Genomic DNA, 11,848 nt, shown 5'->3' on the forward strand with positions numbered 1-11,848 from the left:
CCGTCTGAATGAAGCGGCAGGTCTGGCTCTTGCTGGTTCTGATCCTTGCACTGGCGGGGGCGGGATTGTCGGTATTGCGGCTGGAACAAGCAGGCGCCGGCCTTGTCGCACACGACCTGATGATCGGGCAAACACCTGCGACGGTGCTGCATCTCCCTGACACCAGGGACGCCCCTGTCGTCGTGATCGCGCATGGTTTCGCAGGATCGCGGCAGTTGATGCTGGGCTTTGCCCAGATCTTGGCGCAGGAAGGCTATATCACCGTCAGCTATGATCTGCAGGGGCATGGCCGTAATCCGGTGCCGATGTCGGGCGATGTCGCCTCTGTCGACGGCACGACGCGGTTGCTGGTCGAGGAACTGGGCCGTGTCGTCGATGCCGGCCTTGCGTTGCCCGGTGCGGATGGACGGTTGGCGTTGCTGGGGCATTCGATGGCGTCCGACATTATCGTCCGGCACGCGATTGCCGATGATCGCGTGGACGGGGTGATCGCCGTATCGTTATTTTCAACCGAGGTAACGGCGGATGCCCCTGCCAATCTACTGATCATCAACGGCGCATGGGAGGACAGGCTCGCGGCAGAGGCGCTGCGCGTTCTGCAACTGACCGAGCCGGGCGCAGGTTTTGCCCAGACGCTCGGAGACCCTGCCGAGGGCACCGGACGCCGCGCCGTGCTGGCCCCGTCGGTGGAACATGTCGGCGTCCTTTACGCGCCGATCAGCATGGTAGAAAGCCGCGACTGGCTGAACGCGGTCTTTGACCGCCAGATCGGCACGCCCATCGCCGCACGGGGCGGCTGGATCGCGCTGCTGATCCTCAGCGTCACTGCGCTGGCTTGGCCTCTGGCCCGCCTTGCCCGGCCCCTGCGTGCCACAGCGCCACCCCAGCGTCTTCCAAACAGGGCTTTCTGGGCCGCGACATTGGTGCCGACAATCGTGACGCCCCTTGCGTTGTTCCCGTTCGACATCGGGTTCCTGCCCGTGCTGGTCGCCGATTATCTGGCCGTGCATTTCGCCCTGTTCGGTTTGATCAGCCTCGCGTTTCTGGCGCGCGCAGGTGCGCTTTGCCGCGACGGGACCGGCGCATTGCTGGCCCTGCCTGTGGCTGTCTTCTGCATCGGCATATTCGGCGGGATGCTGGAAATCTACGTTGTCTCCTTCTTTGCCGTGAATGCCCGCATCTGGATCATCCTCGCCATCGCGGCGGGTGCGGTGCCTTTCATGCTCGCCGATACCTATCTGACAGAGGCGGGCCGCGCGCCGCTGTGGCGGGTGCTTGTCGTACGGGCCAACGCGCTGATCTCGCTCGGCATTGCCACGGCACTGAATATGGACGGGCTGTTCTTTCTGCTGCTCATCCTGCCCATCATCTTGTTGTTCTTTACGCTCTTCGGCACGTTGGGTGGCTGGATCGGACGGGCCACGCACCGGCCGATGGCCTCCGGTATCGGTCTGGGTGTGTTCCTGGGCTGGGCGTTGGGGATGACTTTCCCCCTCTTTGCGGTCTGATATTGCAATAGGGCGCGATATCCTTATCCTAAGCTGGTCGCTAGCGGTGACGCCTTTCCCCACATTGATATGAAAGGATGCATCCCATGCACCTGTCCACTTATGCCGCAGCGATGGCTGCGCTATCCCTGACCACCCCCGCCTTTGCGCAAGACGTGACCCTGCGGTTTCAGCACTTCGTTTCACCCGCGAGCGCCAATCCGACCTATTTCATGCAACCTTGGGCCGATGCGATCGCCGAACAATCGGATGGCCGCATCAAGGTTGAAATCTATCCCTTCATGCAACTGGGCGGTTCTGCCACAAACCAATATGACCTGATCCGCGATGGCGCGATTGATGGTGGCTGGGTCATCCCCGGCTATCAGCCCAACCGCTTTCCCGAGGCAGAAGCGCTGGAACTGCCCTTCATGACCACAAAGTCAGCCGAAGAGGCGAGCGCCGCCGCCTGGGAATTCACCCAGACCTATTTGTTGGATGATTTCGCCGATATCCACATCATTGCCGCCCATATGCATGGGCCCGGCATCCTGCACAAACGCGGCAACCCTGTTGCGAGTGTCGCTGATTTCGCCGGGCTGAAACTGCGTGGCCCCTCGCGCACGGCGACTTTGCTGCTCGAAGATCTGGGCGCATCCCCTGTCGGCATGCCGGTACCGCAATTCCCCGAGGCGATTTCGCGCGGTGTCGTCGATGGCGGCGTGATCCCATGGGAACAATCGCCTTCGCTGAAACTGGATGAATTGACCGACAGCCACACGGATGTCGCGGGCGACCGTTCACTTTATAACCTGTATTTCCTCTGGGCGATGAACAAGACGACGTACGACGACCTGCCCGACGATCTGCGCGCCGTGATCGACGCGAATTCCGGGCTGATGGCCAGCCGCTGGGCCGGACGCGCGCATGACACAGGCGATGCATTGGGCCGCGACATCATGGCCGCAAGCGGCAATACAATTGCCACAATCTCCGAGGAAGAAACCGCACAGATCAGGGCCATCGGTGACGGCGTCATCAGCCGCTGGATCACCGAAATGGATGGCAAAGGCTATGATGGCGCGGCCCTTGTCGACGCCGCACAGCGCGCCGTCGAAGAAACCGCAGGGACGGCAGAATAAATCCTATCTGATCCGGGCGACCACGTAATCGGCCAGGTCAATCAGCATTGTCTTGAGAACATGGTCAGGGATCGCGCCCAACGCATCCTTGGCCTTGCCAGCCCATGCAATCGCATCCTGCCGTGTGCTTTCCAACGTGCCATGCCGGTGCAGCAATGAAATAGCATGATCCAAATCGCCACCCGCCTGACGGCCCTTTTGAATCGTGCGGTCCCAGAAATTGCGCTCGTCGGCATCTGCCGCTGCCACCGCGCGGATCACCGGCAGGGTCAGTTTACGTTCGCGGAAATCATCTCCGATATTCTTGCCGATGGCCTGCGTGCCACCATAATCCAGCAGGTCATCGACGATCTGGAACGCGACGCCCAAGGCATCACCATAATCGAACAGCGCCTGTTTGGTAGCAGCATCCTGCCCCGCAATCTCGCCCCCGACCTCCATCGCGGCGGAAAACAGGGCGGCGGTCTTGCCGCGCACGACCTTGATGTAAATCTCTTCGGTCGTCGCCAGATCGGCGGCGGCGGTCAGTTGCAGCACCTCGCCCTCAGCAATCGTGGCGGATGCGTTTGCCAGAATGTCCAGCACACGCAGTGACCCGGTTTCGACCATCAACTGGAACGACCGCGCGAAAAGGTAATCGCCGACCAGCACGCTGGATGTGTTGTCCCACAACAGGTTCGCCGTGGGCCGTCCGCGCCGCTGGCTGCTTTCGTCGACGACATCGTCATGCAGCAGGGTCGCGGTGTGGATGAATTCCACCGTCGCGGCCAGATGGATATGGTAAGGCCCGTCATAGCCGCACATCCGCGCCGCAGCCAGCGTCAGCATCGGGCGCAGGCGTTTGCCGCCCGCCTCGACCAGATGGGCGGTAACTTGGGGGATGCGCGGGGCATGTTCCGACGTCATCCGTTCGCGGATCATTGCATTCACCGCCGTCAGATCATCCGCCAAAGCCGCAGCCAGTTGTTCGTGGGGTTTGGTCGCGGTGTGATCAAGGCTCATGGGCATTTCCGTCATGTGAATGGACAAGGGCGCAGCGCCGCCGTAGTCCTTGGGTATGAAAGAGCTTTTACGCACCAACGACGTGACTGTCATCGCCTTCGCAACCGCCCTGCTGGACGCGGAAGGTATAGACTGGTTCACCTTCGACGACAATATGAGCATCCTTGAGGGCAGCATAGGCATTATGCCGCGCCGGTTGATGGTGCTGGACCGCGATCTGTTCATGGCCGAGGCTGTGATGCGCGATGGCGAGATTGAATTGGGGCGTGACTGAACCGGACACATTGGACGCGTTTCTGGGCGGGCGGCTGCAGATCCGTCAACCAAGGCGCGGTTATCGCGCGGGGGTTGATCCGGTCTTGCTCGCCGCCAGTATCGTGGCCAAGCCGGGCCAGTCGGTTCTGGAGCTTGGTTGCGGGGTGGGTACGGCAATCCTGTGCCTTGGGCGGCGGGTGCCGGGGCTGGATATGACTGGTGTCGAACTGCAGCCCGACTATGCCAATCTTGCCCGGCACAACGCCAAGGCGAACGATCTGCCGCTGAATGTGATCACCGCCGACCTGCGCGCGCTGCCGGCAGAGCTTCGTCAGCGGCGGTTTGATCATGTGATCATGAACCCACCCTATTTTAATCGCGGCGCGGGCACATCTGCCATAGACCCCGGTCGCGATACGGCGCTGGGCGGGGACACACCGCTGACCGATTGGCTTGATATCGGGGCGCGGCGGCTCGCGCCGAAAGGCTATCTGACCCTGATTCAGCGGATAGAACGGTTGCCAGAGGCGTTGATCGCCCTCCAAGGGCGCTTGGGATCTATCGTGATTCGCCCTGTCGCGGGCCGGTCGGAACGGGCACCGGGCCTGTTCATTCTGCGCGCCAGACAGGAAGGGCGCGCACCTTTCCGGCTGCTGCCGACGCTGGTGATGCATATAGGTGCGACCCATGATGGAGACAAGGACAGCTATACACCGCAGGTTGCAGCGATTTTGCGCAATGGCGCTGATCTGCCCATGACAGGGTAATCTTTTGGCAGGTTTTGGCTGCCAGATTGGAAAGCGCAGGGAATTGCTGCATCGCAGCGTGACAGGGGCGCGGAACTATGTTGCAATTCCTTTACATTCAATCAGCAGGAGGAAGATCATGAGCTTGAGTTCGCACCTACAAGAACTGAAGAGAAAGCACCAAACCCTCTCGGATCATGTCGAGGATCTGCAACGCAGCCCGGGCGTCGATGACCTCGAACTGGCGAAGCTGAAGAAGAAAAAGCTCCAGATCAAGGAAGAGATCACCCGCCTTGCAACGCATTAAGGACTGATGTCGGCGTGATGCGCCGCCAGCCTAAGCAAAAAAGGGCCGCACCATGATGATGCGGCCCTTTTTCATCAAAGTTTTCGTATCGGTCAGGCCATATACTGACCGCCATTGGCCGAAATCGTCGATCCAGTGACAAAACCCGCATCGTCGGAAGCAAGAAATACAACGGCGCGGGCGATCTCGGATGCTTCGCCCAGGCGACCCACGGGAATCTGCGGCAGGATCACTTCATTCATCACTTTTTCAGGGATCGTGCTCATCATCTCGGTGTTGATATAGCCCGGCGCGATGACGTTAACAGTGATCCCCGCACGCGCGCCTTCCTGTGCCAGCGCTTTGGTGAAACCGATGTCACCAGCCTTGGCAGCGGCATAATTCGTCTGCGCGAACTGGCCCTTCTGGCCGTTGATCGACGAAATCGTGATGATCCGCCCGAATTTGCGGTCGCGCATGCCCGGCCAGACCGGATGGGTCATGTTGAACACGCCCGACAGGTTGGTATCAATCACCTCTTTCCACTGTTGTGGCGTCATCTTATGGAATGGCGCGTCGCGGGTGATGCCGGCGTTATTCACCAATACTTCGACCGGACCCAAATCGGCCTCGACTTCGGCGATGCCGGCGGCGCAAGCCTCGTAATTGCCGACGTCCCATTTATAGGTTTTGATGCCGGTTTCGGCGGTGAAAGCGGCCGCCTTTTCGTCATTGCCCGCATAGGTCGCGGCGACCTGATAGCCTGCATCCTTCAGCGCCATGGAAATCGCCGCGCCGATGCCGCGCGATCCACCCGTGACAAGTGCTACTCGTCCCATCTTTTCTCCTCCCTTGGTTAATTCTTGGCGGGTGGCGCGCTGTCGCGCCGCCCTGCGGCATCACATGCGTTCAACGCACATCGCAACGCCCATGCCACCGCCGATGCACAAGGTCGCAAGACCTTTTTTCGCGCCACGGCGTTTCATCTCGAACAACAGCGTGTTCAGAATGCGCGCGCCGGATGCGCCAATCGGGTGGCCGATGGCAATCGCACCGCCGTTCACGTTGACGATGGCGGGGTCCCAGCCCATATCCTTGTTCACGGCGCAGGCCTGTGCGGCGAATGCCTCGTTCGCCTCGACCAGATCAAGGTCATTGACACTCCACCCCGCTTTGGCGAGCGCCTTGCGGCTGGCCATCACCGGACCAACGCCCATGATCGAGGGGTCCAGCCCGGCGGTTGCATAGGAAACGATCCGCGCAAGCGGTTCGATCCCACGCTTTTCGGCATTTTCCACAGACATCAGCAAGGTCGCTGCGGCACCATCGTTAAGGCCAGAGGCATTCGCCGCCGTGACCGACCCGTCCTTGGCAAAGGCCGGACGCAGTTTCTGCATCGCTTCAATCGTGGCACCGTGGCGGATGTATTCGTCCTGATCCACCACAGTTTCGCCTTTGCGCGATTTGACAGTAAAGGACATGATTTCATCGACGAATTTGCCGGCCTTCTGTGCCGCCTCGGCCTTGTTCTGCGACGTGACGGCGAATTCATCCTGCACATCACGGGTGATTTGCCATTGATCGGCCACGTTTTCAGCCGTCTGGCCCATATGGTAATTATTGAACGCATCCCATAACCCGTCACGGATCATCGTGTCGATATAGGTCATATCGCCCATCTTTTGTCCCGCGCGCAGAAACGCAGCATGTGCGCTGAGCGACATGTTTTCCTGCCCGCCCGCGATCACGATCTCTGCATCGCCCAACTGGATATGCTGCGCGCCCAATGCGACCGCGCGCAGGCCCGAGCCGCACACCTGATTGATGCCCCAAGCGGCCGATTCAATCGGCAAACCGGCGTTGATATGGGCCTGCCGTGCGGGGTTCTGGCCCTGCGCGGCGGTCAGCACCTGACCCAGAATTGTCTCGTTCACGTCCGATTTATCGATCCCGGCGCGCGCGACGACTTCGGTCAGGACCGCAGCACCCAGATCATGGGCTGGCGTTGTGGCGAATGCCCCACCAAAACTGCCAACTGCGGTGCGGGCGGCGGATGCGATAACGACATTGGTCATGGACTGATCCCTTCAGATTTGTTCCTTGGGAAGAGACACACCCACACGCCTGACGTGCGCAAAGCCCTCCTCCTCCCGCTATTGTCCATGCTATTGGGTTGTTTCAAAGAGGGCAAATCAAATCCCGGAATGGGGCGTCATCATGTCAGAAGGTAAATCGCGGCACGCCGAACAGATAGCCTTGCAAGGCGTCAACGCCAATATTGCGCAGAAAAGCAGCAGCCTCTTCCGTTTCGACGCCATCGGCGATGGCGAACATCTCGAACTGATGCGCGACGGCGATCAGCGCCTCTGCCAGCACCTGATTGTCAGGGTCACGGTCGATGTCGCGGATAAAGCTTTTGTCGATCTTCACCAAGTCAAACATGAAATCCTTCAGATACCTAAACGCGATCATCCCGGCACCAAATCCATCCAATGCAAAGGCGACGCCCTTGGGCTGCATTTCAGCCATGAAGCGCATCATCACATCCGGCAGCATCATGGCAGAGCTTTCAGATATCTCGAAAATCAGCCGCTCACCCAACATCGCGCGGTCGCGCAATCCATCATCCAGAATCCGCCGCCATTCACCGTCGCCCAGCGACCGGGCCGACAGGTTGATCGACAACCGCAACCCGGGGTTCTGTTTCAGATGTCGGAAAGCCAACGTCAGGCTGGCGCAGTCGACCTGCCGCCCCATGACATTGTCTTCGATCAGCGGCATGAAATGACCCGCGGGAATGATCCGCCCCGCATCGTCCCTGATCCGCACCAACCCTTCGTAGAAGGCAATATGCGGCGTCGCCTCGGCGGTCATGATCGGATGGAACGCAAGGCTGGTCCGCCCTGCGGCCAGCGCATCACGCACCAGGCCGGGAACGTCCACATCGCGGCTGGCCAAGGCGTAGAGCAACGGGTCTGCGACCCTGTTTTCATCCAGATCCTGAGGCGTTAGAGTTGTCTTTGACATGGCGGGTTTCCAGACTGACTGCGAAAACTCTACGCCACCAGCCTATAACAAAGCCTTAAGGATCTCCGATGAAACGCTGCGATTGGGCCGGTCCCGAACAGATTTACATCGATTACCACGACACCGAATGGGGCGTGCCGGAATATGACAGCCGCGCCTTGTGGGAAAAGCTGGTGCTGGACGGGTTTCAGGCCGGGCTGTCGTGGATCACAATCCTGAAGAAACGCGACAATTTCCGCGCTGCCTTTGCCGGTTTCGACCCCGATGTTATTGCCGACTGGGGCGAGGATGACATCCAGCGCCTGCTGGCCGATCCCGGTATCATCCGGCACCGTGGCAAGATCGCCGCAACCATCACCAATGCCCGCGCATGGCAGAAGATTGAGGCCAATGAGGGCTTTGCCCATTATCTGTGGCGTTATGTCGATGGCGTCCCGCTTCGCACGACACTGGGGGACCGCAGTCTGATGCCGACACAATCACCACTGTCCGTGCAGATATCCAAAGACCTCAGAAATGCGGGGTTCAAATTCTGCGGCCCGACAATCGTCTATGCCTTCATGGAGGCGACGGGCCTGATCAACAACCACCTGACCACCTGTCCGCGCCACGCCCCCTGCGCAGCCCTGGCCAGATCACCAGCGTTTTAGCGCCTGTTCGTCGGTCTCTTTCGCCGCGACCCATTCCGCGCCGGACCCTGTGACTTCTTTCTTCCAGAAGGGCGCGCGGGATTTGAGGTAATCCATCAGGAAATCAGCAGCGGCAAAGGCTTCGGCCCGATGCCCTGCCGCTGTTGCGACCATCATGATCGGTGCCCCCGGTGCCAGCGCACCGTAACGGTGAATCACCAGTACATCCACCAGCGCCCAGCGCGCGACCGCCTGATCGGCGATCGCCTCGATCGCGGTTTCTGTCATGCCGGGGTAATGTTCGATCAGCATATGATCCAGATCGCCATGCGTATCCCGGACAACACCCGTAAAGCTGACGACAGCGCCGATATCCTGCCGACCGGGCGCAAAACCCGCTAGTTCCGCGCCCGGATCAAAGGCGGCAGATTGTACGCGGACCGCCATCAGCCACCTGTCATCGGCGGGAAAAACGCAACTTCGCGCACACCTGCCAAAGGCGCGTCGAAATCCGCCAGTTCCTGATCCACCGCCACGCGCAGGGCGCTGACATCGGCAAAGGCAGCAGCATAGCGGTCCTCACGCGCGACCAGTTCGGCGACCAGACCGGCAACGGTTTCGGCCTGCGTTTTGACCACCTCTTGCGGCAGGCCGATACGTTCACGCACCCAGGCGAAATACATTACATTCATGCGGTTGGCCCTTTCAGGAATGGCCGTGCCTTCTGGAAATAATCCCAACCGGTCATCAACGTCAGAAAGGCCGCGATCCACAGCCCGACGATACCGACCCACCAGGTAACAAAAGTCGACAGCGCATCCACACCTGCATAATGCTGAAACGCACCTTTGGCGAAAAGAATGGCAATCGCCACCATCTGCGCCGTGGTCTTCCACTTGGCCAATTGCGTCACCTTCAGCGTGCCGGCCGTATCGCCCAGAAATTCGCGCAGGCCGGAGACAAAGACCTCCCGGAACATGATCATCGTCGCAGGCAACAGTATCCACGGGTCCATCCCGGAAAACCCGGTGATGACCAGCAGCGCGATCACAACCATCGCCTTGTCGGCAATCGGGTCCAGCATCGCGCCCAGCTTGCTTTCCTGCTTCCAGCGGCGCGCAAGATAGCCGTCGATGAAATCGGTCAGTGCAGCGGCAACAAACAGAATAAGCGCAAACCAATCAGCCGCAGGCCGATTGAAGTACAAGAACATGATCACCACACCCGGCGCAGCCGCCAGTCGCAGGATCGTCAATATGTTGGGCACTGTCAGCATGATGCGCGCACACTAAACCCGCTTTCGCCAAGACACCAGCGCCGCCATCGTGGAACCTGAAATATCCGCGCCGCTGTCATGAAAGCTTCTACCCCTGTTCGTGAAAGTAGTCGTAGATCACCTGCGCCATATTCGCCGACACTCCGTCCACCGCCTTGAGATCCGCCAGATTAGCCCGCGCCACCGCCTTGGCCGAGCCGAAATGGGCCAGAAGCGCGCGTTTGCGCGTGGCCCCGACGCCCGGCACATCGTCAAGCGGAGTTGCGCCGATTGCCTTGGATCTTTTCGCGCGGTGGGTGCCGATTGCAAAACGGTGGACCTCATCACGCATCCGCTGGATGAAATAAAGCACCGGATCATTGTGGCGCAGCGCCATCACCGGCTTGCCGGTGCGGTGGAATTCTTCCTTGCCCGCATCCCGGTCCAGTCCTTTGGCGACGCCGACCATCGGAATGTCGCTGACGCCCAGCTCATCCATGATCTGACGCACGGCGGATACCTGCCCCTGCCCGCCGTCGATGAGCAACAGATCGGGCCAAGTGCCAAGATTGCGTTCTGGGTCTTCCTTGATCAGGCGCTGGAACCTTCGGGTCAGCACCTCTTTCATCATACCGAAATCATCGCCGGGGGTCAGGTCGTCGCCGCGGATGTTGAATTTACGATATTGGTTCTTGTCGAAACCGTCTGGTCCAGCGACGACCATGGCACCCACGGCATGTGCGCCCTGAATATGGCTGTTGTCGTAAACTTCGATCCGCTGCGGCACTTTGGGCAGATCGAAGGCCTCTGCCAGACCTTTCAGCAGACGGCCCTGCGTCGCGGTTTCCGACATCTTGCGCGCCAGACTTTCGCGGGCATTTCGCAGGGCATTCTGCACCAGTTCTGCCTTTTCACCGCGCTGGGGGATCACGATCTCGACCTTGCGACCGGCCTTTTCGGCCAAGGCGGCAGCCATCAGATCGTCATTGTCCAACCCATGCGACAGGATCAGCATGCGCGGCGGTTCGCGGTTTGCATAGAACTGGCCGACGAAGGCTTCCATCACCTCGGCCATGTCTTCATCGCCGCTGATGCGGGGATAATAATCGTGGTTGCCCCAATTCTGGTTGGCGCGGATGAAAAACACCTGCACGCAGGCCTGCCCGCCGTCGGTGTGCAGCGCGATCACATCGGCCTCTGCGGTGCTCTGGGGGTTGATGCCTTGCGCCGATTGCACCTGCGTCAGCGCCTTGATCCGGTCGCGCAGGGCGGCGGCGCGTTCGAACAGCATATCCTCGCTCGCCGCCTGCATCTGCGCGGCAAGCGCTTCCTGAATGCCCTTGGTGCGGCCTTGCAGGAACTGTTCGGCGTCCTGCACGGATCTGGCGTAGTCCTCCTTGCTGATGATCCCGCAACAGGGGCCGGAACAGCGCTTGATCTGATACTGCAGACAAGGTCGCGTGCGCGTCTCGAAATCGCTGTCGGTACAATTGCGCAGCAGGAACACGCGCTGCAACTGCGACAGTGTGCGATTGACCGCACCAGCACCGGCGAAGGGGCCGTAATAATTACCCTTCTGGGTTTTTGCACCGCGATGCTTGCGGATCATCGGGAAATCATGATCGCGGGTCACGAGGATATTGGGGAATGACTTATCATCGCGCAGCAGCACGTTATAGCGCGGCTTCAACTGCTTGATCAGGTTCTGCTCAAGCAACAGCGCCTCGGTCTCTGTTCGCGTGGTCAGAAACATCATCGACGCTGTTTCCTGAATCATCCGCATGATCCGCGGCGAATGCGTGCCGGGGCGGGCGTAATTGCTGACCCGCACCTTGAGGTTCCGCGCCTTGCCCACGTAAAGTACGCGGCTGTCCGCATCCAGCATCCGGTATACCCCGGGCGAGCTGTCAAGGCTGCGCAGATAGCCATGGATCACGTCATATCCGTTGGGGGCAGTGTCAGTCATGCGGCGCGGTCTTTGATTCTATTCTTGCTGCAATGGTAACGCAGCGGGGACAA

The 11,848-nt window shown here is 60.0% G+C and carries 14 protein-coding genes; 6 read left to right on the top strand and 8 right to left on the bottom strand.

Going from position 1 to position 11,848, the window contains the following annotated elements:
• Positions 1 to 29 precede the first annotated feature (29 nt).
• The gene (locus ACK4TM_RS14905) at positions 30 to 1,508 is read left to right on the top strand and encodes an alpha/beta hydrolase (protein WP_409702659.1); all 1,479 of its coding nucleotides are present in this window, start codon (positions 30 to 32) and stop codon (positions 1,506 to 1,508) included.
• A 77-nt stretch (positions 1,509 to 1,585) separates the two neighbouring features.
• Positions 1,586 to 2,629: a TRAP transporter substrate-binding protein gene (locus ACK4TM_RS14910; RefSeq protein ID WP_409702661.1), complete on the top strand. Its 1,044-nt coding sequence runs from the start codon at positions 1,586 to 1,588 to the stop codon at positions 2,627 to 2,629.
• A gap of 3 nt (positions 2,630 to 2,632) precedes the next feature.
• Here the strand turns inward: ACK4TM_RS14910 and ACK4TM_RS14915 are convergent, their stop codons facing one another.
• The gene (locus ACK4TM_RS14915; RefSeq protein ID WP_409702663.1) at positions 2,633 to 3,631 is read right to left on the bottom strand and encodes a polyprenyl synthetase family protein; all 999 of its coding nucleotides are present in this window, start codon (positions 3,629 to 3,631) and stop codon (positions 2,633 to 2,635) included.
• Positions 3,632 to 3,686: 55 nt separating this feature from the next.
• Between ACK4TM_RS14915 and ACK4TM_RS14920 the strand changes: the two genes are divergently transcribed.
• The 3 genes from ACK4TM_RS14920 to ACK4TM_RS14930 all read left to right on the top strand — a co-directional run bounded on the left by ACK4TM_RS14920 (position 3,687) and on the right by ACK4TM_RS14930 (position 4,939).
• Positions 3,687 to 3,905: a DUF2007 domain-containing protein gene (locus ACK4TM_RS14920; RefSeq protein WP_409702665.1), complete on the top strand. Its 219-nt coding sequence runs from the start codon at positions 3,687 to 3,689 to the stop codon at positions 3,903 to 3,905.
• On the top strand, positions 3,877 to 4,653 hold the full coding sequence (locus ACK4TM_RS14925) for a tRNA1(Val) (adenine(37)-N6)-methyltransferase (RefSeq protein ID WP_409702667.1): 777 nt from the start codon (positions 3,877 to 3,879) through the stop codon (positions 4,651 to 4,653). The genes ACK4TM_RS14920 and ACK4TM_RS14925 overlap by 29 nt, the downstream gene beginning before the upstream one ends.
• A gap of 118 nt (positions 4,654 to 4,771) precedes the next feature.
• Positions 4,772 to 4,939 (top strand): DUF465 domain-containing protein, encoded by a 168-nt coding sequence (locus ACK4TM_RS14930; RefSeq protein WP_409702686.1) that lies wholly within the window; start codon positions 4,772 to 4,774, stop codon positions 4,937 to 4,939.
• A gap of 92 nt (positions 4,940 to 5,031) precedes the next feature.
• On the opposite strand, the gene phbB is transcribed toward ACK4TM_RS14930, so the two are convergent.
• From phbB to ACK4TM_RS14945, 3 genes are all read right to left on the bottom strand, one after another.
• A complete protein-coding gene (gene phbB, locus ACK4TM_RS14935; protein WP_409702669.1) occupies positions 5,032 to 5,757 on the bottom strand; it encodes an acetoacetyl-CoA reductase in 726 nt (241 codons plus the stop codon).
• A 60-nt stretch (positions 5,758 to 5,817) separates the two neighbouring features.
• Positions 5,818 to 6,993, bottom strand: a complete 1,176-nt coding sequence (locus tag ACK4TM_RS14940) for an acetyl-CoA C-acetyltransferase (RefSeq protein WP_409702671.1) — start codon at positions 6,991 to 6,993, stop codon at positions 5,818 to 5,820.
• 145 nt (positions 6,994 to 7,138) lie between these two features.
• The gene (locus ACK4TM_RS14945; protein ID WP_409702673.1) at positions 7,139 to 7,945 is read right to left on the bottom strand and encodes an EAL domain-containing protein; all 807 of its coding nucleotides are present in this window, start codon (positions 7,943 to 7,945) and stop codon (positions 7,139 to 7,141) included.
• Between the two features lie 68 nt (positions 7,946 to 8,013).
• Between ACK4TM_RS14945 and ACK4TM_RS14950 the strand changes: the two genes are divergently transcribed.
• Complete coding sequence (locus ACK4TM_RS14950; protein ID WP_409702676.1) at positions 8,014 to 8,595, top strand: DNA-3-methyladenine glycosylase I; 582 nt, start codon at positions 8,014 to 8,016, stop codon at positions 8,593 to 8,595.
• On the opposite strand, the gene ACK4TM_RS14955 is transcribed toward ACK4TM_RS14950, so the two are convergent.
• The 4 genes from ACK4TM_RS14955 to uvrC form a co-directional block, all read right to left on the bottom strand.
• Positions 8,581 to 9,021, bottom strand: a complete 441-nt coding sequence (locus tag ACK4TM_RS14955) for a molybdenum cofactor biosynthesis protein MoaE (protein ID WP_409702678.1) — start codon at positions 9,019 to 9,021, stop codon at positions 8,581 to 8,583. The genes ACK4TM_RS14950 and ACK4TM_RS14955 overlap by 15 nt on opposite strands.
• Positions 9,021 to 9,266, bottom strand: coding sequence for a molybdopterin converting factor subunit 1 (moaD, locus tag ACK4TM_RS14960; RefSeq protein ID WP_409702680.1), 246 nt, complete (start codon positions 9,264 to 9,266; stop codon positions 9,021 to 9,023). The genes ACK4TM_RS14955 and moaD overlap by 1 nt, the downstream gene beginning before the upstream one ends.
• Positions 9,263 to 9,850 (bottom strand): CDP-diacylglycerol--glycerol-3-phosphate 3-phosphatidyltransferase, encoded by a 588-nt coding sequence (pgsA, locus tag ACK4TM_RS14965; protein WP_409702682.1) that lies wholly within the window; start codon positions 9,848 to 9,850, stop codon positions 9,263 to 9,265. The genes moaD and pgsA overlap by 4 nt, the downstream gene beginning before the upstream one ends.
• An 88-nt stretch (positions 9,851 to 9,938) precedes the next feature.
• Positions 9,939 to 11,795 (bottom strand): excinuclease ABC subunit UvrC, encoded by a 1,857-nt coding sequence (gene uvrC / locus ACK4TM_RS14970; RefSeq protein ID WP_409702684.1) that lies wholly within the window; start codon positions 11,793 to 11,795, stop codon positions 9,939 to 9,941.
• Between the last annotated feature and the right edge of the window lie 53 nt (positions 11,796 to 11,848).

This window comes from Yoonia sp., assembly GCF_046292185.1.
In the GTDB taxonomy this organism is placed as follows: Bacteria; Pseudomonadota; Alphaproteobacteria; order Rhodobacterales; family Rhodobacteraceae; genus Yoonia.